This is a genomic window from Mycobacterium sp. ITM-2016-00316, assembly GCF_002968335.2.
Taxonomy (GTDB): Bacteria; Actinomycetota; Actinomycetes; order Mycobacteriales; family Mycobacteriaceae; genus Mycobacterium.
In genome coordinates, this window is the sequence record NZ_CP134398.1 from 1,796,912 (window position 1) to 1,820,282 (window position 23,371).

Consider the following 23,371-nt stretch of genomic DNA (forward strand, 5'->3'; position numbering starts at 1 on the left):
CGTCCCGGTATTCGCCGTTGCAGGTGGCCTTGTCGGAGGTTTCGGGGGCATAGAAATGGGCGAGTTCGTTGGGGAGGCGTTGTGTCCGAACTAAATCTCCCCAAGCCGGCGAACTGGGCCGAATCCGGCAGGTACGTGTTGTGGGCGGGACTCATCGTGTCTGTGGGGGTGGCCTACTTCGTTGTCCGAGGAATCCTCGCCGGACTGCGGGGCAACTATTTGACGACGTGTTTGATTTTCGGCTTCATTACGTTTCCAGTCCTGATGATGGCTGCTCTTCTCCTGGCGGCAGCCGGCAAGACGAAGACGCGGACCTCCAGCGACGCAACCGGGTTCACCGTGTGGCCGGATAAGCGGTTCACCATGCTGTACTTGACCGGACTCGCGGTGATCGTCCCCTCGGCACTGCTGCTCGCGTTCTTCATCCCGCGCGGTGCGATCGACATTCCCATGACGCGAGGGCTCCAAATCTTCTCGCCCCCGCTGTTCCTGGCAGCTGCCGTGTGTGCGGTCATCGGGCTGACCAGCTGGGTGCGGCGCGGGGGAGTGGGATACATCAGGCTCAGTCCGGCAATGGTCGAGATCGCCGATGTAGTCAAAACCCGAGCGGTGGAATGGGATGACATTGTCGGCATCAAGGATCACTCCGAGACCAAGGATGGCAAAAGAGCCGGCAGGTCGGTGGTGCTGTCCCTGCGCGATGGCAGCGAGAAGGTCGTTGGCGGCCTCAATTTATACGTTCCCCGCGGTGTGGCCGTGTACTGGTTGGTGCGGCACTACTGGCTACATCCGGAGGATCGGATGGAGTTGGTCGATTCGAGGGTCGATGAGCGGTTCCGCGATGGACGATTCGATCTCAGGTAGTGCTGAGATCCTGGTGCCACGTTGATGGGCTGTTTTTCGGCACGGCGGCAGGTCAGTTGTCCCTCTGCCGAGAAATCGGCTCCGCGAAGTCGGTGTCCGGGTTCGGAAGCTGTGCGAGAAGTACGACCTGCCGCACAACTCGGCTTCGCTACCGCGCCAGCTGTTTCGGACGCAACGGATAATTCACGGGTTGGCCGTACCCGAGTGGGTGACGTTGTGGGGCCGGCACGTGCCGCTGCGCCGGCGGAGAAGTGAGTAAGTCACTGCCCGCCTTGTAGCGACAAAGCAGCGACAACTCACGTGCTGCCGGTAGTGGCCGAAGCCGCAGTTCATACGGCACGATGGGGATGTGCCATTGTCCGAAGCGGGCCTGCTTGGCGCGGCAGGCGGCGTCGTGTTTGCCCGGGGTGAGGACTACGTCGGGTATGTCCGCGGGCTGCGGGTCGCCGACACGAAGGCGTACGCGTCCGTCCAGGCCAAGCGGGTGTATACCGTGGAACTCGATTGGTCCGGTTCGGTGCTCGGTGGATGGTGCACCTGCCCGCATTTCGAGGACGGCCATTTCTGCAAGCACCTGGTCGCAGTCGGGCTCGCCGCGATCGACACCGGCCGCGTCGCAGTCGACCTTGACGCCAACGGTGCACCCGATACGGCCTTGGATGACGCGGTGCGGGCGATGGATCTCGATGAGCTACGCGAGCAGGTGCTCGATCTTGCCCGCCGCGACGACAGTGTGCAACGGCTGATCGAGATCCGAACCATGGCAGCGTCGAGTGATGGCGCCGAGGCCGCACCTGAGCTGGATGCCTATGTGCGAAACGCACTGTCGTTTCGCGGCTTTATCGACTATCGGCGCTCGTTCGACGTTGCGGGCGTGGCCGCTGACGTGCTCGACGAGTTGGAAAGCTACCTGGACGGTGGGGCCGCCGAGGCGGTGCGCCCCGCGTTACTGCGAGCGGTGACCCGGTTGCGCAAGATCATGGAGGAGGCCGACGACTCGTCGGGGTCGATCGGCTTTGAATGTGAAAGGGCGGCTTCCCTTTATGCACGGGCGTGCCGATTGGGCCGGCCCGATCCCGTCAAGCTCGCCACCTGGCTGGTGAAATTTCGCGCCGACTCGCCGGGCTGGCCCGAACTGGTCCTTGCCGATTTCGTCGACGCGTTCGACGAACCTGCGCTGGCGACCTATCGGCGGGCGGTGGCCGCGGTGGACCGCAAGTACGCCGACCGAGAAAAGTGGACTCGGTCGGAAATCGACCGAATGGTACTTGAACTTGCCGACCACGACGGCGACGTCGACCAAGCCGTCGACCTCTTGAGCCGACGCGACCACCCGCAATACGGGGCGATCGTGGATCGGTTGCGGGCCGCCGGCCGAGCCGATGAAGCGGTCGGGTGGATTGACCGCGCGGTCACCGAGGGCCGAGTATCCAGTCACGGTGGCGGCAATGACTTCTGGTTGAGCCCCGATGCCGTTGCGCAGACCTACCTGAGCCTGGGCCGTCTCGATGACGCTCTCGATGTCATGCGGGCCGACTTTGTCCGGCAGCCTTCGGTTCCCACTTACCGTGTCTTGCTGGACTTCGCGACAACCATCGATCGCGCCGACACCGAACAGGCATGGGCGCTCGAGCATGCGGAGAGACTCGCGGCGGACCGATTCGCCCAGGGCGCGGTTCTGGTGCAGCTGTGGCTCAGTGAGGGTGATATCGAGGCCGCGTGGCGGGCCGCAGATCGCTACGGCCCGGGCTGGGCCTGGAAGGAACTGGCGCAACGCGGTGCTGATGCCCGACCCGTCGCCGCGGCTGACCTGTACCGTCCGCAGCTGGAGACCGATTTGCGGTATCCCAACTCCAAGATCTATCCCGATATCGCTGCGACGCTGGCCACCATGGCGAAGCTGTACGAAAAGGGCGGACGCAGTGCCGATTTCGCGCTCTTCATGGCCGAGATCCGGCGGGAGTACGGCCGACGGCCATCGTTGATGAAGGCACTCGACGCCAAGAAACTCTGACGTCCAGTGCTTGCTACCCCGCAATCGGTCTGCGTACATCCAGGTGGGCAAGGTCGGCAGCGACGCGCCCGGCCGCCAGCCCGGTGGCGTTGGACGCCGACACCGCCCGGGCGATGGCGGCCGGGAAGAGTCGGTCGAACAGGTCGTCGGCCGCCTGGCTGCGCGCCGCCAAGACCGGTAGCAGCTTGTCGTGATCGACGTTGGCGGCGGCGTCCGAACTGGCGACGGTGAGACGTTCGCCGATGCGGAGGGCGTAGGAGACGAGAAACGATTGACGGAATGATCTCGTTCTGGCCTGCCCACTGGCGTTTTGGCGTCCCGCGGCCAGCATGGCCCGGTTGGCCTGCACCAGCAGCGACGTGGTGAGCAGCTCAACGGATTCCAGGTCAGCATCGGCGCCGACGATGGTGACGAAGCCGAGCTTCTCCGCCCACACCATGCGACAACGATTGGCCGTCGCCACTGCCTGCACCAGCGTCGCCTTGGCGCCGGCGTAGGGATTGTCGATCCAGAGCCGCCGCGCGGCCGCCTCTGCCGTGCGGCCGGCCTCGTGGTTGTTGATGGCGTGGTGCAGCGAGTACCTGCTCATCAATTCTTGCGCCTTGGCCGAAAGAGCCTCGGCCTCCTCGGGGAACCTGGTGGCCTCGGCCTTTGCGAGTAGTCCGCGCACTCGGCCGAGCACCTTGGCGTCGGCTTCGCCGACCACCAACGCGGCGTGCCGGCTCGCGCCGGGCAAGGGCAGCAACGGCTCCAGGACCGGAAGCCGCCCCAGGAACCGGAGCACGTTCAGCACCACCGCCAAGGCCGCGCGATGACTGACCGCGCGTCGGTCGGCCCAGTCCCACATCTGCGGCGCGTGGGCGGTGGGATCGATCCCCGCGGACAGCGCATTGAGGTCCGCCCGCCATCGAGGGTGCAGTGTTGCGGTGGCGTACTGCGCAGACTCGCGCACGATCGCCTCGGCCAGATAGTCGGTCGCCGATGCATCGAGGTGGCGACGAACAAGTTCGTGGAGGTCACTCGGCGACCAGCCCGCCTCCCACGCCCGGCCGATGGCACCGGCCATGGCGACTTCGGCGGCGGTATCGAGGTCACGGGTCCAGCCGGAAAACTCCTGGATCAGCTCAGCGGCGTGGACATCGGCGTCGTGGTCGGGACAGTTCGCCGAGGCGTACAACGCCGCGACGAGGTGGTCGAGTAGGACGATGCGGTCATGGCCCGGCTCGGGCTCGCGGTGGTCATGCTGAAATGAGGCGCGGCGGCGGGCCTTCTGCTTGGCCGCGCGCTTCTGGCGGTTGTGTCGGCTCATGTCCGGATTGTGTCGGAGGGGTACGACAGGTCACTGGTCGCTCGGGTACGCACGTTGGCGGTGCTCGGACCGTCGATGGGTGGCGCGGCGACGGCGATGTCGATACGAGCATCTGCAACGGTCTCCTTGTCAACTGACGATGCAGGGCCCGTTCGCCCCGGCATGATGGGTGTCATGGACCGAACCTGGGTGAACCGGCCGATGCGCGCCGTCGGGGCAATTCTCGCCGTGGTCGCGGCGCTGCTGTTAGCGCCGGCCGCGGGCTTCGCGCATGCGGCGGTCGCGGCGCCTGCCGGCGATGTGATCTCCATCGGTGACCCGCATGCGGTCGGGCAGGTCGATCTGTATCTGGATCCGCTGTGCCCGTTCAGCGGTCAGCTGATCCAGGAACAGGGGGACGATATCGGGCAGCGCATCGAGAACGGCTCGCTGCATGTCAACCTGCGGTTGGTGAACTTCCTCGAAAAGTATTCGGCCAGCGGCACATACGACAGCCGGGCCATCTACGCGGCGTTCGTGGTGGCTGGGCAGTCACAGTCCAGCGATGTCACATGGCGTTTCGTGCAGCAAATCTTCTCCGCCGAGCACCAGCCGCACGAAGGTGGCTCCACCGATCTGGACAACAACCAGCTGGCTGATCTGGCCGCCGGTGCGGGAGCCCCACCGGCCGCCCTCGACCTCATCAGGATCGGCCTGCCGATCGGTTACGACGCGCGGGTGATCGCGGCCAATAACCTCGCTCTGCTGCACCAGTTTCCGGAGCCGGGGGTTCCACTGGTGTTGATCGACGGGCAGCCCATCGATGGGAATTCGGACTGGTTGGGTCAGGTCGCGGGCTGACCCTCACGGGCGGCCCAAAGGAAACGTCGGACCAATCAGCTGGGCGAATGCCTCCCGCGACGCGGCCGGTCCGGGCGGCCATGCCTGCTGCCACTCCCGCAGGGGCACATCGGCGTCGGGTTCGAATCGTGCCGTCATGAGCCGGTACTCGTGATCGCGCCAACCTTTCAGCCGCCAGTCACCGCCGGCGAACTCGCTGAGCCGTTCGGCCTGGCGCTGTTGAACTTCCGGAGACGCGCCACCGCGCAGCCCGATGCCGTTCATCAGGCTGTGCCGCCCCAGTGCGAAGGGGCGGAATCCCCACACCTGGGCGATCGCGTCGTTGACGGAGCGGCAGTCCGCGCAGGCCAGCCAAGACCACCGCGAGATTCCGCCTGCCGTGGCGCGGAAGCAGACGATGCACAGGTCGTCGTGACGCGAGACGTCGACACCCTCCCACTTCTGCGGGGAGTCTTCGTGGCGGCAGGATTGCCACAACGTGCGCTGCACCGGTCCGCGCAGGCCGCCGCACGGAATATGTACCGAGAGTTCGGTGATGCGTTCGCGCAGAGCAGCATCCGCCGCTGTCAGGGGTTGGTCGGTCATCGTTCGCCGTTCCTGGCGGCGCCGCGTTCGGGCGCCCACCGCTTGCACTGTCGTGCCCGCTCTTCCCCTGGGGCACCGTGCGGTGGCGCGCGGTTGCCGGGACGACGGGCCAGGTACCCGAACAGTCGTCCGCTCGTGAGCTGTCTCCGAGGATACGGCTCCACTCCGACATGTCGGTGTCCCGCGATATCCTGAAGACAGATTCCAGACCTGCCCGCCGAGTTCATCGGCGCGAGGCGATGGTCGGCACACACCACTGATGGGCCGCCTTTGACGAGGCGGACGAAGGAGGTACCGATGAATGGTTACGACGTAATCGGCGATGTCCACGGCTGCGCCGACGACCTCGAGGCATTGCTTGCCCTGATGGGGTACGCCGTCCGCGAGGGCGCCTACCGGCACCCCGACCGCACCGCGATCTTCGTCGGCGACCTCATTGATCGCGGGCCCGATCAGCTGCGGGTGCTGCAGACGGTCAAGGCGATGATCGACGCCGGCAGCGCGCGAATGGTGTTGGGCAACCACGAGTTCAACGCACTCGCCTACGCCACCGAGTGGCCGCGCGGCTCGGGCAAGTACCTACGGCCGCATGACGACCCCGGCAATCCGGACGCGGCGAAGAATGAGAGACAGCATGCGGAGTTCTTGCGTCAGGTGACGGGGCAGGCGCGCGCGGAGTACCTGGCCTGGTTCCGGACGCAGCCGCTGTGGCTGGACCTGGGTGGGATCCGGGTGGTGCATGCCTGCTGGCATGAGGCGTCGATGGCGGCGCTCGGTGATGACCGGATCAGTACCGATGAGCAGCTGGTGCGGGCTTCGACGAAGGGCGACCCGATGTATGAGGCGGTGGAGACGCTGCTCAAGGGACCCGAGATCAGTCTGGTTGAGCATCGTCAGCCGCCTTACCTCGACAAGGACGGGCACTCCCGCGGTGCCGCCCGGCTGCGGTGGTGGAATGGCACGGCGACAACGCTGGCCGACCTCGCCGAGATCAGCAGCACCTTCACGACCCAGCACGGCGATCCCTACCCGCCGCTACCGGATATCGAAGTGTCACAGGACTACGTCTACGACGAACAGATCCCGGTGTTCTACGGGCACTACTGGCGCCAAGGCTCGCCGCGGCATCTGCACGACTGGACCGACTACGCCGCGTGCGTGGACTTCAGCGCGGTCAAGGGCGGGGCGTTGACGGCGCACCGGTGGTCGGGGGATACGCAGATTGATCCGGCCCACTACGTGTGGGTCGGCAGCAGCGTGGGGTGAACGGAACGGGTTGGTGGATCACCGGGGCAGTCATCTCCGCCGTCGCGAAACCTCCGTGACCGTCAGCAGTCCGGCGCGTCAACCATTGGCGCGAATGTAGGCCGCGAACCCGGGAATGGTGAATCGCAGCTTGCCGCGCCCAACCGCCTCGATATAGCCGCCGTCGATCAGCTGCTGCCGGGGTCGGCTCACCGCGGTCGTCGCTACCCCGAGTTCGGCGGCGATCGCCGCGCGCTCCACCGGGCCGTCCCCGACTTCGGCCATGGCCGCCAGGAACCGCTGCTGCTCGGGTGTGACGCGGGTCAGGCGGGTACGAAACAGGCCCGTCATGCGGTCCTCGATCTCCTCCTCGGCCCGCCGGACGTGGCCCACGTTGATCGTGCTCCCGGCGGTGGGACGGGCGATCTCCCAGGTGGAGTCGCCGATGAGCTGCACCTTGTGCGGGTAGCCGGCGGCGAGCTCGATGGCGGCCATGATCGCCTCGTCAGACCAGGTGACCCGGTGATGCTCGGCGGGCAACCGGATCGCCTCGGCAACGGCGACGTCGGTGAGCAGGCCGAGTTCGACGAACCGGGACCGCTCGCCGAAGGTGGCCGCCTCGGTCACCGCCGGCGGCAACGAGGGCAGGCCGGCGGCGATCACCGCGACCGGTATGGCGTCCGGGGCGCCATCGAAGTGCTGCAGCCCGATCAGCAGGCTCTTGCGATCGCTCAGTTGGGCTTCCTGGAACTCGTCGACGAACACGACGAGCCCCTTGGCGGCATGCGCGCGGCTGAACCGACCGGCATCCTCGAGCAGCTTCTCCAACACGGCCGAGCCCGCCGCTTTGTCCTTGGCGGAAAGCGTCGCGCCGACCTTGACTCCCGGGATCCCGAACTCGACCTGGACCTGGGCCAGTCGATCCAGCAGCGCGTTCGCCCGGTCCCCGAAGGAATGGTCCTTGACCGCCGCGCTCAATCCCTGCGCCATATCGGGCGACATCGGTCGGTCATCTCGGCCGGTGACCCACACGGTCAGGAAGCCTTCGGCGAGCGCGTCGCGCTGGGCCATCCGCAGCAGCGACGTCTTCCCGAGGCCACGCGGAGCATGGAAGGCCAGCAGGGGCCCGCCGGAACGCCCGAGCATGCTCAGCCGGGCTACCTTGTCACGGATGAGCTCGCGTTCACGGCCACGGCCGGCCAGGTATTCCGGCAGCGACCCGGGTGCGTACGGGCTCGGCTCCATCGGCACACCTCCCGCATAGTTCGGTATAGATCACCCAGAAGTATACGGATCTATACGGGCGGCCTGCGAGTCACCTTTCGCCCAGCTTCACGCCTGAACGGTGTGCGGGTAGGCGCCCTCTTCGCTGTCGAATTTCTCACGTACGTCGTAATCAGCCGCATTGACAGCAGCTTTCGCGTACTCCTGCATGTCACTCGCTGGGTAGCCGGTGAGGACGGGCGGCGCCGTGCGAAGACTCTCATCGATGGTTCCACACGTTCAGTTGATGGACTTTTGCCTGGCGTGATGACAACTGCTTCGCGCAGCGCGGCGACGAGTGCTTTCGACCTATCCGCCGGCGTGGGATCCGGGTGGCCCGGCGTGGCGGCCATGGCGTTCTCGAGCAGGCAGCCGGCGCAGACGGAGAAAATATGCGCTCAGGTAGGCGATCGGAAAGACACCAAGCGTGATCGCAGACGCGAGGATGAGTTGGTTGCTCTGACCTGAGGCAATTCCGGCTCCGAGAAGTGCATCGCGGTATCCGAACGCTGCTCCGGCGATGACGATTCCTCCGGCCGCAATAGCGGCGAGCCACGGACTGCCTTCGCCGAGGAAAAACGACACAATTCCGAACGCCAGAACGGCTATTGCCACCAGCAGGCGCCACCACGATCGCTTGGCGGTGACTCCTGCGCCGTAGGGCTGTGGTGATCTGCTGTAGAAGGAGATTGCGCGGCCTTTGAGGCTCAGAAACGGCGTGTAGGCGTACGCAACGAATGCCGCGACGACGCCGGCCAACGCCAATGCGCCGACCGCCGATTTCCACCCTTGCGGCTGCGCGATGAAGTATGCCGAGATGGCAGTTACCGCGGCTCCCGCCCAGTAGGTGATTCGACCAGCCCGCATGTTCTTGCGCGGCGCGAGAGCCATCGCGGCCAGTCCCGCAATTGCCGATATGAAAGCGACGTCGTCCATCATTTTCCGGAGAGCCATTCGTACGCTAACTGTCCTGCATTTTCGCCGTAGATGGCGCCGACTGTGCCAAGGGTGGCGGCCCCGATGAACACGCCGGGAGGGCCACCGAACGCACCAATCTCAGCGCCGACAGCCCCAAGCGCCCACGCGCCAGCCATTCCACCACCCGTCTTCGCTGCCACCTGTCCGACAGGTGCGCCGTTCTGTATTTCGTACAGTCCGACTCCGAAGCCGACGAGATTTCCGGCGACACCCAGGCGACTGCCGACCGACTTCAGCGCCTCCACGTCGCTTGGTGTGTACGTCTTGACCGACTCTTCCCAGTGGCTGCCGGTTGGGAGGGAATCGGCGGTCCTGTCGAATGCTTCCTTTATTCCAGCCATCGGCTTTCCCGCCGCGGAAGCGGCATCGACCAATTCCTTGGGGATGATGCCGTGGGACATGCTGCTCGCGGCCTGTGCCGCGCCATCGGGCGACATTCCCGCCTGCACGAGCTGTTCCTCTACGCGGGAAATCACCAAGGCGCGAGCGTCGGACTGGCTCTGGTTGATTAGTGCGGTTGCTTGGTCAGGAGAGATCGGCGGTGTATCGAGCAAGCCCTGTTCGAGTTTCTGTTGGAGGTCGAGTCGAGTCCGGGCCTGGCTACGTGCATCGCCTCCGAGAACCGGGTCCGCGGGAAGCGGGCCGAGTGAGTTTGCTGTGTGGTAGTCATCGAGACGTTGGCCGGCGTAACGAACCTCTTCAAGCGACGCGGTCGGATTGTTGACGGTCGCGTAGTCACGGAGGCGCCCGGCCGCTGCTTGCTTCTCCGGTGTCCACGGTCCAGGTGAGCCGACGATCGCTTGGTCGGCCGCGCGCTGTCCACTGCCATATTGATCCGCGTCAGCAATTGCATTCTCGGTCGAAGCCGCTTCCTGTCGGCCTTCACTATCTGTCAAAGGGCTCGACTCATAGCCTTCCGAGGCCATTTCGAGGCGGGACGTGTCCAGTTGACTGGCGTAGCCGTCGCGAATTGCGTTCATCTCGTCGACCGCCTGCCGCGTTCTGTCAATCGCCAGTTGTTCGAGTTCAGACGTGTCTACGGGTTGGCCGTTGGCGTTGGCGAAAGCGATCTCACGAGTGATCTGGTCATCGATCATGCGGAGTGCTGCGTTGAGGTTGCCGACCGAAATATCCCCACTACGCTGAGCTTCAGCCAAGGTAGCTGCGATGTTCTGTAGGTCCACAGCCACGCGATCAAGTTGCTCGCGATTGAGCTGCAGGGACTCCGTGGCCCGACGAACTTCGGCCGAGTCGTTGATTGGATGCCCGCCTCCGTCTTGGCGGTCCCATGCGGCCTCGAATCGCTGCTTAGCGGCTAGAAACTCTTCCGTTGTCTCGCTAGTACACACTCCGGCGCCGCGAAATGCGGTGGCGAGTTCGCTGATCTCCCCAGGCGACCCGCTCTGGACCGTGCGATTCAGTTGCCACGGGTCGCCGCCAGCATTCGCGGCGAGATTGTCAGCGTCGAGGTGCCGAAACTGATCGGTCATTGCCAGTCAGCCGATGGTGCGTGCAGCCGAGTCCAGATTCTGTTGACTCGCCGCGTCTTCCGTTGCAAACATCGCCGCACCGGACTTCGCCTTCTGAGCCAAGATCTCAAATCCCTGTCGACTTGCGTGCATGGCGGCCACTTGCGCTTCGTGGTGTCGTTGCAGAGCGCCTTGGAACTCGTGCGCGGCGTCGAAGTCGCCGAACACACCACTTGGCATAGGCGCCGAAGCAAAGTGATTAGCTCCACGCCGCACGATCTCTCCAGCGCTCGCCGAGAAATCCGCCCCCATCCGCAGCAGATCGGTATCGATGATCATGTGCACTCCCCTCGCCAGGAGAGTCTATCGGGTCCTGCTTACCCGCTACTACACCGATTTCTCTTGCGTTACTGCACCTCGAAGCCGTACTTCACCAGCGGCGCAAGAGGCTCGGCGTTGTGTCCTTCGGCGAGAAACAACCATCTGAGGCCCACTTCATCAGACCGGGCGGCGTACCGGTGGGCGCCGTCGATTGCAGCGATATCGGCGCGCAGGTCTTCTTCTCTTTCGTATACGCCTACGGTCATCGCCAGACCCCCGGGGGCTGTGAGACAGATGCCTGAGTCGGATGCGCGAGGCAGTGGCGGATCGGGGAGATCCTCGATGATCATCGGTCCGCCGCATGCTGCGACGATCCATGCGAATCCGTACGGCGTCCGGAACGGCTGGAGCGGTGGAGTCGTTGGTTGAGTCATCGCGGGCGCAGTAGTGGTGCCCGGCGTAGGCGAATCAGATCGCTCATTAATCAAGTACGTGATCCCAGCGGCGGCAATCACAGCCAAGAGTGCCGAGTCAATCACAATGATCGCCTTGCTACGGCGCAGAGACGCGTCCAGAAACTGGCTGCCGGCATTCCACCATCACTCACAGCCAAGTTTCTACCTCACAGAGGTTCGGTGCATGTAGATCGAGCTGCGCTGGTCGCTGGGGCTGTTGTCCACTCCGATGCGCGCCCCGGAATCGAGCAGGCGCTCGGCAAGTGCATTGCCCGCCGCGTCAGGGACAGGCGTCCGGGGTACTCCGCCGTGGTCAAGTGGCTGGCTGCGCGACTTCCGGACGGTGGGCGGCAATTCCAGGGCGGTGATCTGGATCGGGGCGCGGCGGAAGTGATGGAGGCTTTCCTTCTCTTCACCGGCGATCCTGCAGCCATCCGGCTGCGCGACCTACTGGCTTCGGTCGGAGGCAGAGTAGTTTTCCATGCCGGAGTCCCTCACGGACGCCGATAAAGCGTGGTCTTCTCGCAGCCCCGGGTTAGCCTGCGAGCGTGGATGTCGGACTTTACGAAACGTTGCTCACCGAGCGCCTGAATTCGGCACTCGCTCATGACACTGGACTACAGGCTGCGCTCAGCGCAGTAGACGACGCCGAACAGGCACTCGTCCTCGCTCGGCACCTCAGCCCACTCATCGAGCGCCAACTGCGAGCAGCCCGAGGTGCGGACGAACGAGCGCAGCTGACCCGAAAGATTCTTGCCGCACTTGGGGACTCCGACCTACTGTCCGAGAACATCTACCAAGATGACCCGACCAAGATCCGGCGGTTGGATGCTGTGACGGCTGATGTGGTGGGTTCGGTTCGGCCGCCACGGCCGGCGACGCCACTGTCGGATGCCGCACTGATGACCAACGCGCGCAACGAACCAACCTTGGCTGCCGAGCTGCGGGCGGAGCTTGCCAGTGCTGACCAAGTCGACTTGCTCTGCGCATTTGTGAAATGGCACGGTCTACGCCTGCTCGAGCGTGAGCTCAACGAACTGCGCGAACGCGGGGTTCCATTGCGGGTCATCACCACCACCTATATCGGTGCCACCGACGCCAAGGCGCTGGACCGGCTGGTCGATGAGTTTGGTGCCGAGGTCCGCATCAACTACGACACCAACATGACACGGCTGCACGCGAAGGCGTGGCTGGTGCGGCGCAACACGGGGTTCCATACCGCATACGTCGGCTCGTCGAACCTGTCGCACTCAGCGTTGGTGGACGGCCTCGAATGGAATGTGCGGCTGTCGGCGATCGCCACGCCGCACCTACTGGAGAAGTTCCGTGCCACATTCGACTCCTACTGGGAGAACCGTGATTTCGAGCCCTATCAGCCCGCCGCGGACGGTGATCGACTGCGCAACGCCCTCGAGGTCGCGTCAGGCAAGAAAGCGCGCGATCCCTTCGAGATCACTCTGTCGGGATTGGAAGTCACGGCGAAGCCGTACCAGGCCGAGCTGCTCGAACAGCTGGATGCCGAACGGGTGCTGCACGACCGGCACCGCAACCTGATCGTCGCGGCGACAGGCACTGGTAAGACAGCGATCGCCGCGCTCGACTACCGCCGTCTCCGCGAAGCGCGCGGCGCAAATCTGAAGCTGCTGTTTGTGGCGCACCGCAAGGAGATCCTTGAGCAAGCGCGCAGGATGTACCGGGAAGTCCTCACCGACGGCACATTCGGCGAGTTGCTGGTGGCTGGTCAGCAGCCGGAGAAGTGGCGTCATGTCTTCGCGAGCATTCAGTCGCTGACGACTGAACGGCTTTCGTCTATTGAGCCGAGCCATTTCGATATCGTCGTCGTCGACGAGTTTCATCATGCGCAGGCGGCGTCTTACCAACGGTTACTCGACCACATCAACCCCGTCGAACTGCTCGGTCTCACCGCGACCCCGGAACGTAGCGACGGAGTCGACGTCCGATCCTTCTTTGACGGACGTACGGCAGCCGAATTGCGGCTATGGGATGCCCTTGAACAAAATCTGCTATGCCCGTTTCACTACTTCGGCATCCATGACAACACGGACCTTGAAGCATTGCAGTGGAAACGCGGCGGATATGACGTCGCGCAGTTGAACGCGCTCTATACCGGCAACGACGCGCGCACGCGGATCGTCCTCGACCAGCTGCGCGACAAGATCACTGACGTCAGCGACATGCGTGCACTCGGATTCTGCGTCAGCGTTGATCACGCTCGCTACATGGCGGAGAAGTTCGAAGCTGCCGGGATCCCGGCTCGGGCCGTTGTCGGTCTCGACGACACAGCTGACAGGCGCGGCGCACTAGCCGCGCTGCGAGACCGAGACATCAACGTGCTCTTCACCGTTGACCTTTTCAACGAAGGTCTCGACATCCCGCTCGTGGACACCGTGCTGTTCCTTCGGCCCACCGAAAGTGCCACTGTATTCCTCCAACAGCTCGGCCGCGGATTGCGGCTTGCGCCCGGCAAGTCGGTCTTGACGGCCCTGGACTTCGTGGGACATCAACGCCGCGAATTCAGATTTGACCAGCGGTTCCAGGCGCTCACTGGCTTGGCGCGCAAGCAGCTTGAACGGCAAGTGGAGGAGGGGTTCCCGTTCCTTCCATCGGGTAGCCAGATCATCCTCGATGCGGTGGCGAAGGAGCTCGTCCTTGCCAATGTGAGACAGCAGGTTTCGCCGAAGAAGACCGCTCTGATCGCCGAGATACGTTCCTACCAGCATCACGACCTCTCGGGCTATCTCGACGAGTACGAGCGAAGCCTCGACGACATTTTGCGCCCCGGGCGATCGTGGACCACACTTTGTCGCGATGCAGGCAAGCTGAGTGATCAGCCTGGGCAGCGAGAGTCGGATCTAGTGAAGCGGCTTAAGGCCGTCGCGCACGTGGACGACCGTCGCCGTGCCGACGCCTATCAGGCGTTGCTCGGCGGCGTCACTCTGGGCGGCTCCGTCACTGAACGCCGCCTGGCTGAGATGCTGTTTTACTCGTTGTTTCCCAATGGCGGTGGATTCGATAACGCCGCAGATGGCGTGAGTGCCGTACAGGCTGAACAGGTCGCCGACGAGATGAGGCAGATCGTCGACATCGCCTTCGACGCCGCGCGACGCAGCACCTACGACCTGGGCGCATTCATCCCGACGCTGTCCGACGTGCCGTTATCGCTCCACGCGACGTACTCGCGTGAGGAGATCTTGGCAGCCCTTGGTTGGACTGCCGAGGGACGTAGTCCGGCGACGATGCGCGAGGGTGTCGCGTGGTGCCCGGCGGTGAATGCCGACGCCTTCCTAATCACGCTCAAGAAGTCCGATACCGACTATTCGCCGACGACGATGTATCGGGACTTCGCGCTGAGTCACGACCTGTTCCACTGGGAGTCCCAGTCGACGACGTCAGCGGCCTCGCCGACCGGGCATCGGTACATCAACCACCGCACTACCGGCTCGCACATTCTGCTGTTCGTGCGGGAGACCAAGAAGTCCGTGTTCGGCGACGGTGCACCGTACGTATTCCTGGGCCCGGCGGACTACGTGTCACATGAGGGGGAGCGGCCGATGGCGATCACGTGGCGCTTAAGGCAGTCGATGCCAGCGGAGGTGTACCTGGGGGCGCGGGCCGCGGTTGCGTGATGTAGCCGATGTAGCAAACGACACGCCGAAGCACACCCGGCCGCAGCCCGCAATTTCTAGCGACCCCCGTCAATATTTGCTGCCGTAGGCCGGATATCGGCCGATTGGTCGGTGACTTGTCCTAAAGTGCCTATCAGTTGTTCAAGGGGAGGCGCATTGTCGGACAATCGAACCTTGTCGGAGTGGATCAGCGACGAGGAGTACCGCTGGCGTGCGCTGTTGCAGCCTGTCAGCCTGGTGATCGAGGCCGACTTCTCCGAGGATGATATCCGCGAGGCGCAGCGCAAATTTGGGGCCACGGTCCGTCAGCTTGAGAAGCAAGAGATTCCGTATCGCAAGATTATCAAGCGTTACCCGGCGTTGACCCTGCTGACGTTGGTGGGGCATGCCGCGCTGGCCTACGACCACGGCGCGTATTGGGAAAGTTACTGGGACGAGCTGGGGATGGCTCGCAACGCCGACTTCGAGAACGACATCCGGCGGAGCATCGTCGACATCCTCGACAAGTTCTCGCTGGCAAGATTCCCCGACATCGAACGCGACAGCAACCGCAAGTACGTCATGATGCTCGCCCTGCACGCGGGCATACCGATCCACTCATTACGTGACCTGCTGGTCGTCATCCATGAGCACATCACACAAGGGCGCCCGGCAACCGGGGCCGCCGTCATGGAATGGCTGCAGGAACCTGGCAAGGAATACCGGACGTCCACGTTGGACGTGCCAGTGCGGAACTTCTTGATCAACGGCGCTGAATTCGCCGCCGACATCCTCGACCGAATCATCGAGTTCATCCAGGAAGCGACAGTCGACCCGACCATCTTCGATCGCGAGTTGAATGCCGGGACCACAGGTTTGCCCACTGTGCTGCTCGAAGAGTTGGTTCAGCAGCTCAAAGACGCGCCCCTACACATCCGGAGGCGTCGCATCGGCGCCGGCACGTTGGCGCAACCATCGGTGACCTACTTGGTCGACGACGACGAGATTGTCCTGGAACTGCCCACGCCTACGGATGGCACCGACTCACCCTGGCGGGTCTCGTTCGACGGCGAAGTGCGGGAAATACTCGCGGGCCGACGCTGGGGCGAGGGAAACCAGACTGCCGTCGCGCGCGCTGCGGTGCCGGGCCCAGTTCGTGAAGCTATCGTGTCCCATCCGGACACCCCATCTTCATCCATCGCGTTGGTCGTGCAATCGGACCCGCTCCTCATCTTTGATGAGACGGGGCGGTGGATCGCCCGGCGTGACGGTCTGAAGGACTGCGTATGGGCGGTGTTTCCCGAGGACCACCAACTGGTGGATGCCTACTCAAAGCAACCTGTTGAGTATCGCGACACGGGAAATCCCGCAGGCTGGCACCGTTGGCGAAGCGTGTTCGTCGAACTCGACGACATCGGCGCTCTGCAGCTGTACCGGGACGGCACGGCGGTGGGTACGCAGCGCCTAGTTCGCAAGGACGCCCGTCCGCGTTTCGTGCTGAGCGAGCCGGCGGTCGGTGTACTCACGCCAGAGGGGCGCTCCGTTTATACCCAGCGCCCCTGGGTGATCCTGCCATCGACCCACGCGGATCCGCCTCCAGAATGGAAAGTCCAGGTTCGCCGAGTGGGCGAGACCGATTTCTTGGTTAACGAGACGTGGCTGGGCGAGGATGAGGAGACCAGCGTCGATCCGTTCGACGACGCCGAGGAAGCCCAGCTCGGATACTTCGAAATTCTGGTGACCGGTCCGATGGGTTCGGATGCCCGCTGCGTTGTGTACGTGTTTGAGGGCCTCCACGCTGGCTTTGAGCCTGTCATTCGGGTACCAGCGCTGGGCGGCTTGTCTGTCTGCACCGCAGTGGTCGAGGCTGAAGGATGCGAGGGCCTTCCTCACGAGCCGATCACGTTCGACAGTCGCGTAATCGAGCGGAAGCTCGATGTCCGTAACGACGTCATCGCCGATTCGGTCATTCTTCGACCCCCGCACGTCGAGATCCGTAGCGGTGAAGCCGGGGTCCCTATCGCGTGGCGAATGACTCCTGATGTCAACGATCCCGAAGACTTCGCCCAAGATCGATTCGTCGCGATTCGCGCGCCGGGGATCGGTCGAGTCGATTTCGGCTACTTCTCCGATCTTGGCGATCTGATCCAAGCCGACACGAGTCCCCGACGTCGGCAGAACGACGTATTCGAGACGCGGACCCAGCAATTCGCCGATACGGCGCGCCACCATCCGACGGGCCGCGTGGTGGCCACCTTGCATACCGAAGCCGGTCCAGTCGACGTCACCGTTCTCCTAGCGCGTCCGCGGTTGTTGGCCTCTGCTGTGCATCTGGTGAACAACGCACTGGAATTCAGCGACGTTGCGTCGGTCGATGACCTCGCCGTGCACGTCTGGAGAATGACCGCTCCTTGGCAGCCCCCGGAATCATTCCCGGTGGTCGACGGGAGCGCGACGTTGCCCGATCATTTCATTGGACACGGTGAGCTGCGGTGCCAGCTCTTCGTCGACGACCCGTGGGTGGCCGTGGACCCACCGGCGGCCCCGTCTGCGTCCGCGTTCCAAATCGAGCAGCCGGGCTGGTGTGCCGACGGCACAGCAGAACAGGTGATGCTTGCCCGGCACGTCGCCACGGGCGAATCCGCTCTCGACGAAGTGAGCGTGCGGCCCGAAGTCTGGACCGCGATGGCCCGGTTGCACGCCGATGGCAAACCTAAGCGTTTCGCAGGTCTGATCAGAATCTTGACCGCAGATCCTCGACCCGCGTTGGAATGTTTGGGCGACAGCACGATCTCTGCCAACGACAAGATGGCCATGCTGATCCGCAGTGAACTCGTCAACCACAACTTCACGGCTGACGACACCTCGAACGAGCTGCATCCACATCCATGGTTCGGGTGCATGGTTGAACTCGCCGACCTGCCGTCGCTTCATCACCGCCGCCATAAAGTTCCCGCCGAGCGCGCAGAGACGTTGGCCTACTTGCGAGACCGCGGCGGCGAACCACTCACGGAGCTACTGCGCACGGGTAAGACCGCAAAATTCCACGACACTTGCTTTGATTCTTCGGTACTGGAGTTGAGCTTCGTCCCGGGTAACCGCATCGAATCGAAACTCCACGAGATCCAGCAAGTGCCCCACGCGCAGCTGGACCATGCGAACCTCAGGGCCGGCATCTATGAGGCGTTGTGCGGGCGAACCCAGTGGGGAGCATTCGGATGGTCATCAAACTTTGAGCAGCAGTTGTCGATGGTCCTCACGCCGCTCAAACGCGCCTCGCGCCTCGCGCACGAGACCATCACCATGCGCCAGGACGGGGTGCGCGGCATCGATACCGTCGAGCACCCGTGGATGCTGATGTCCGTCCAGTCACTGACCCTTGCGTTCCTTGCGCGCCTCGAGGCCTACGGTCGCATCGAAGGCCGCTACCTGAACTCTGGCCTGCTCAGGGACTGGTCGCAGATGGCGAAGTTCTGTCCGACCATGGTGGCGAACGATTTATTGATCGCCGAGGCAGTAGTGCTCTATGACCGACGCGGCGACCTCATTGGAGAAGATGCATGATCGACCGGCTTGACCCGCTGGAAACCGCGAAGCAGATCGAAGGAAGTTACAAGCGCTACCTCAAGACACTCCTCGCTCCACGGGATGAACGCCTCGCTACGGCGTTCGACGCCGAGATTGATGCCAGCACCTTGTTGACCAAGGGGCCGATTCTTGAGATGACACCGCCCTACGAGACCGGCGCAACGTGCCGCGAGCTGATCGCCGAAGGTGTGCTCGATCAAGACTTCGATCGGATCGGTTCGTCGTTTCCGTTGGACCAGAGTCTGTACGTGCATCAAGAGACGGCAATCCGCAAGTTTGTCGCTGGACGAAACCTTGTGGTGAGCACGGGAACTGGCTCAGGCAAGACAGAGAGCTTCCTTATCCCGATCATCAATTCACTGATCGAAGAATCCCGCAACAGCACTCTCGGTCCAGGAGTCCGCGCGCTGCTGCTGTACCCGATGAATGCATTGGCCAACGATCAGCTGAAGCGATTGCGGGCTGTGCTTGCCTCGTTACCTGACGTCACCTTCGGCCGCTATACGGGGGAGACCCAGCAGCGGGCCGACGACGCCGAAGCCGAGTTCCGGCAGGGCAATCCAGGAGTACGACGGCTGCCGAATGAGCTGCTGAGCCGCGATGAAATGCAGGCGACACCACCACATTTCCTGCTCACGAACTACGCGATGCTGGAATACCTGTTGCTTCGCCCGGCCGACATGGTGCTGTTCGACGGACCAAACTCAGGCACGTGGCGGTTCATCGTCATGGACGAGGCACACGTGTACGACGGCGCACAAGGCTCCGAGGTCGCGCTGCTGATCCGCCGCCTCAAGCAACGTGTCGCATCCGGTGCAAACCTGCAGTGCATCGCGACATCTGCGTCATTGAACGGATCTGTCCGCAATGATCCGCACGGCGAGGCAATGGAGTTCGCCCAGAATCTCTTCGACGCCAACTTCGAGTACATCGACGGCGATCTCGCCCGACAAGACTTGGTTGAACCGGTACGCAAGAAACACACCCCCACTCCGACATGGTCGCTCACGGGCGAGCAGCTCCTCGGGTTGCGTAGTGGCTCGGTCCAATCCGCCGATGTGCTTCCATCAACGGCTGCCGCCGAAAAGTTGGCCAGTGAGCGGTCGATGGTCGAGCTCAAAGACGCACTGAGCACGGGCCCGGTCGACGTGTACGCCCTCCGTGACCGATTGTGGCCCGGAGACGAGCAGTCCGCAGAAAAGCTCGATGCCCTGGTTGAGCTGGGCAGTGCGACGCAAGACGACGCAGGCCACCCCGTACTCTCCGCGCGCTACCATCTCTTTGTCCGCGCCACAGAAGGTGCATTCGTCAGTTTCAACGAGCCCGGCCCGCGTGTATTTCTCGCCCGCCACGAGATCGATCCCGACACTGGCCGAGCAGTTTTCGAATTTGGAACATGCCAGCGCTGCGGAGCCGTCCATCTCGCCGGCGATCTTGACCTTCGCAAGGGCCAGGATTACTTCGTCCCCGCGAAGGCCGCCGATAGGTCGGTCAACTGGTTAGTCCTCGCCGATGAACAGGGCGACATAGTCCGTGACGAGGACGAGCTCACCCTTGCCGACAACGACGCGAAGTCCGGCACCTCCGACCCCACCACCCGCCGACTGTGCACCGGATGCGGCCTGCTGACCGACGCGGCCGCGACCGGCTGCACCGGACCGCAGTGCAATGGCGCACAGCTCCTCCTTGTTCGCGAGCATCCCCGCGCCACCCGCGTGATGAGCCGCTGCACCGAATGTGGCACACAATCACGCCAGGGTGTTCGCCGACTCCGCACTGATGTGAATGCCGCACCCGCGGTCGTCACCACAGCCTTGTATCAGCAGCTGCCTGAAGCGGCCGATGAGTCGGCAGACCAGGTCGGTGGAGGGCGCAAGCTACTGATGTTTTCCGACTCGCGTCAGTCAGCGGCCTTCGCTGCACCCTACTTGGACCGTACCTACACACGAATGTTGGAGCGGCGCTACATCACCCAAGCGCTGCGTGATCCGGCCGCGGCAGATGGTTCTCTCACAGTCAACGACCTCGCCGTGCTCACACGGGAAAAGGCAGACGCGGCCGGGCATTTTCCGCGCGCGATGGGACGCATCGAGATAAGCAGGGAAGTCAATCAATGGGTGTCGGGCGAATTGATGACGTTGGAGACCCGCCAATCGCTTGAAGGTCTCGCGCTGATGCGCGTCGAACTCAGGCCACAGGCTTCGATTCCGCTGCGCGGATTCACGGCGCTAGGACTGACGGACACCGAGTCCTGGGCGTTGCTCAATGAGCTCGTAAAGACCGTCCGACTCCAAGGTGCTGTGACGGTGCTGGATCACGTCGACGTGAAGAACGAGCGATTCGCTCCACGGAACACACGGGTCCGAATGCGCTCGACCGGTTCGGATCGCGCCAAACAGATCATCAGCTGGAGTCCCAGTGGCACCGGGACCACTAACAGCCGAGTCACGTTCCTACGCAAGGTCCTTGCCGACCTGTCCAATGACACTCCAGCGGAACGGATTCTCGAAGGCTGCTGGAAGCTGCTCGAGTCCAGCGGGCTCCTGGCGTCCGAGGCCGAGCGCGGATCAGGTGGCTACGTCTACCAACTCGACGCCAACATGCTTTCCGTGTCCGACGCAGCGGACAGCGAGTGGTACCAATGCGAAACCTGCCGACTACTGACCGCGTTCTCGGTCCGCGACATCTGTCCCAACAGTCGATGCACCGGGAAGCTCAAACCCTTCGAGCGTCCAGATCCCGCCGGCGACCCGAATCACTACCGGGCGGTTTACCAAACCATGAACACCGCGCCGCTGAGCGCACGCGAGCACACCGCTCAGTGGAGCGCCAAAGAAGCGGCCGAGATCCAGCGACAGTTCATCAGCGGCGCAGTCAATGTCCTGTCGTGCTCCACGACCTTCGAGCTCGGCGTCGACGTCGGCGATCTGCAATCGGTGTTCATGCGCAATATGCCACCCAAGACGGCCAACTATGTTCAGCGGGCCGGGCGCGCGGGCCGTCGAGCGGCGTCGGCCGCGTTGGTTGTCACCTACGCAAACAGATCAGCCCACGACCTTGCGCAGTACCAGAATCCGACGTCGATGATCGCCGGCCAGATGCGCATCCCGTGGGTGCCAGTGGACAATGCTCGCATCGGGCGCCGCCACGCACACTCGATTGCCCTCGCTGCGTACTTCCGTGACCGCTACGACGCTGGAGAAGCGTGGTGGAAGACAGCCGGGAGATTCTTCTCGCCGGAAGACGGCGGCCGTCCGTCACCCGCGGACGGCTTGCAGGATTTCCTGACACCGGTGCCTGCCGCTGTCCAGCAGGCACTGACCGAGGCGCTGCCCGTCGGTGTGCAATCGGAGATCGGAGTGCACGACGGCAGCTGGGTTGCTCCGCTGGTCGAGCTGGTCGAATCGGTGCAGAAAGAGCTGATCCAGGATGTCGCCGATATCGAAGAGCGGCTCGAAGAGTCGATCAAGGCTCGAAAGTTTAGTGTCAGCAAGCAGCTTGAGGAGACCAAGAAGACGATCTTGAGCCGAGCGCTGCTCGGTCATTTGGGCAGCCGAAACATCCTTCCTAAGTATGGGTTTCCCGTCGATACCGTTGAGTTCAACACCCTGAACTCTGCAGACCCGGTAGGGCGCAAGTTGGCACTGGACCGTGACCTGTCGCAGGCGATCTACGACTACGCACCCGGCAATCAGGTGGTTGCCGGCGGGAAGCTATGGACATCTGCTGGGCTGCGAAGGCGACCTGGCAAAGAACTGGTTCGACACAAATACAGAGTGTGCAACGCCTGCGGTCGCTTCGAACGTGGCACTGAGCTCGACCAGTCCGTTCCGTGCCCGAGTTGCATGGAGCCGTTCAAGTCGATCAGGACGATGATCATCCCGGAGTTTGGCTTTGTCGCCGCAACCGATACGAAGGATGTGGGCAGCGCACCGCCGGTGCGGCATTGGCACGGCGGAAGCTACGTCGAGACGCACGGTGACGAGACCGGGCTTCACCACTGGGCCGGCCCTAACGGCATGAAGGTGACTGCGCGCGCGGGCGTCAGGGCGTGGCTGGCCGTCGTGTCCGATGGGTCTGGCGAGGGCTTCCAGATGTGCCAATGGTGCGGCTGGGCGGCATCGGTGGAGCGGGGCAGCAGGCGGCGCAAGCACAACCGGCCCGAGAATGGGCGCGAGTGCGATGGTCCGCTGGAAACGATCTCGCTGGGTCATCGCTATCAGTCGGATATCGCGGAGTTCACCTTCGATGGTGTGCCCTATATGAAAGATCAAGATTCGAACTGGCTTTCAGCGTTGTACGCGATCCTTGAAGGAGCGTCGTATGCGCTTGAGATCACGCGGGACGATATCGACGGGGCGCTGTCGTGGAGTGCCGACCACAAGCGAAGCCTCGTTCTCTTCGACACTGTGCCGGGCGGTGCGGGGTCTGCGAAACGAATTGCAGAGAACATCGAGGTGGTCTTAGAGTCTGCCGTCAAACGGGTGACGAGTTGCGAGTGCGGCGAGGAGACATCGTGCTACGGGTGCCTGCGGTCGTACCGCAACGCGCGGTTCCATGAGGAGCTGTCGCGGGGCGCGGCTCTGAACCTGCTGGGGGTGTGACCGGGATCAGGCAGTGCCGGCACAGTAGACCTCCGCGAGATGGGGAGGGGCCGGGTGTCGGGGTGGATTGGCGATTACGGGTAGTGATGCATTGGAACGGAGAGGACGCTTGCCGTGATGTCGGCTGACGGGGTTCTGGTTGCCAGTAATCCGGCGGTCTCATCGGTAGTGTCTCCGGGGTGAAGCGGTTGTGGACATTTATGCCCAGAT

The 23,371-nt window shown here is 63.5% G+C and carries 14 protein-coding genes and 1 riboswitch; of the genes, 7 read left to right on the forward strand and 7 right to left on the reverse strand.

The window, feature by feature from the left end; translation table 11 throughout:
* The first annotated feature begins 81 nt into the window (after positions 1–81).
* Positions 82–864, forward strand: a complete 783-nt coding sequence (locus C6A86_RS08675; RefSeq protein ID WP_105365937.1) for a hypothetical protein — start codon at positions 82–84, stop codon at positions 862–864.
* 349 nt (positions 865–1,213) lie between these two features.
* Positions 1,214–2,878, forward strand: a complete 1,665-nt coding sequence (locus C6A86_RS08680; protein WP_158263332.1) for an SWIM zinc finger domain-containing protein — start codon at positions 1,214–1,216, stop codon at positions 2,876–2,878.
* Between the two features lie 13 nt (positions 2,879–2,891).
* Here C6A86_RS08680 and C6A86_RS08685 read toward each other — a convergent pair whose 3' ends face one another.
* Entirely contained in the window at positions 2,892–4,187 is a 1,296-nt protein-coding gene (locus tag C6A86_RS08685; RefSeq protein ID WP_105365939.1) for a DUF2786 domain-containing protein, read from the reverse strand.
* 189 nt (positions 4,188–4,376) lie between these two features.
* On the opposite strand from C6A86_RS08685, the gene C6A86_RS08690 reads away from it, so the two are divergent.
* Positions 4,377–5,027 carry a serine/threonine protein kinase gene (locus C6A86_RS08690; RefSeq protein WP_396835284.1) on the forward strand — a complete coding sequence of 217 codons (651 nt, stop codon included), beginning with the start codon at positions 4,377–4,379 and terminating at the stop codon, positions 5,025–5,027.
* A gap of 3 nt (positions 5,028–5,030) precedes the next feature.
* Here the strand turns inward: C6A86_RS08690 and C6A86_RS08695 are convergent, their stop codons facing one another.
* Entirely contained in the window at positions 5,031–5,612 is a 582-nt protein-coding gene (locus tag C6A86_RS08695; RefSeq protein ID WP_105365940.1) for a hypothetical protein, read from the reverse strand.
* Between the two features lie 33 nt (positions 5,613–5,645).
* Positions 5,646–5,753: riboswitch (SAM riboswitch) on the reverse strand.
* A gap of 156 nt (positions 5,754–5,909) precedes the next feature.
* Between C6A86_RS08695 and C6A86_RS08700 the strand changes: the two genes are divergently transcribed.
* Positions 5,910–6,878 carry a metallophosphoesterase gene (locus C6A86_RS08700; protein ID WP_105365941.1) on the forward strand — a complete coding sequence of 323 codons (969 nt, stop codon included), beginning with the start codon at positions 5,910–5,912 and terminating at the stop codon, positions 6,876–6,878.
* Positions 6,879–6,956: 78 nt separating this feature from the next.
* On the opposite strand, the gene C6A86_RS08705 is transcribed toward C6A86_RS08700, so the two are convergent.
* From C6A86_RS08705 to C6A86_RS08725, 5 genes are all read right to left on the reverse strand, one after another.
* Complete coding sequence (locus C6A86_RS08705; protein ID WP_105365942.1) at positions 6,957–8,102, reverse strand: ATP-binding protein; 1,146 nt, start codon at positions 8,100–8,102, stop codon at positions 6,957–6,959.
* A gap of 327 nt (positions 8,103–8,429) precedes the next feature.
* Positions 8,430–9,059, reverse strand: coding sequence for a hypothetical protein (locus tag C6A86_RS08710; protein ID WP_199196415.1), 630 nt, complete (start codon positions 9,057–9,059; stop codon positions 8,430–8,432).
* A complete protein-coding gene (locus tag C6A86_RS08715) occupies positions 9,056–10,588 on the reverse strand; it encodes a hypothetical protein (RefSeq protein WP_105365943.1) in 1,533 nt (510 codons plus the stop codon). Before C6A86_RS08715 ends, C6A86_RS08710 begins: the two co-directional genes overlap by 4 nt.
* 6 nt (positions 10,589–10,594) lie before the next feature.
* Positions 10,595–10,906, reverse strand: a complete 312-nt coding sequence (locus C6A86_RS08720; RefSeq protein ID WP_142407084.1) for a DUF2563 family protein — start codon at positions 10,904–10,906, stop codon at positions 10,595–10,597.
* Between the two features lie 68 nt (positions 10,907–10,974).
* Positions 10,975–11,154, reverse strand: a complete 180-nt coding sequence (locus tag C6A86_RS08725; RefSeq protein WP_311101086.1) for a hypothetical protein — start codon at positions 11,152–11,154, stop codon at positions 10,975–10,977.
* A 737-nt stretch (positions 11,155–11,891) separates the two neighbouring features.
* Between C6A86_RS08725 and C6A86_RS08730 the strand changes: the two genes are divergently transcribed.
* The 3 genes from C6A86_RS08730 to C6A86_RS08740 all read left to right on the forward strand — a co-directional run bounded on the left by C6A86_RS08730 (position 11,892) and on the right by C6A86_RS08740 (position 23,161).
* The gene (locus C6A86_RS08730; protein ID WP_105365946.1) at positions 11,892–14,990 is read left to right on the forward strand and encodes a DUF3427 domain-containing protein; all 3,099 of its coding nucleotides are present in this window, start codon (positions 11,892–11,894) and stop codon (positions 14,988–14,990) included.
* Positions 14,991–15,164: 174 nt separating this feature from the next.
* Positions 15,165–18,533: a hypothetical protein gene (locus tag C6A86_RS08735; RefSeq protein ID WP_233213234.1), complete on the forward strand. Its 3,369-nt coding sequence runs from the start codon at positions 15,165–15,167 to the stop codon at positions 18,531–18,533.
* Positions 18,530–23,161, forward strand: a complete 4,632-nt coding sequence (locus C6A86_RS08740; RefSeq protein WP_105365948.1) for a DEAD/DEAH box helicase — start codon at positions 18,530–18,532, stop codon at positions 23,159–23,161. The genes C6A86_RS08735 and C6A86_RS08740 overlap by 4 nt, the downstream gene beginning before the upstream one ends.
* Positions 23,162–23,371 lie beyond the last annotated feature (210 nt).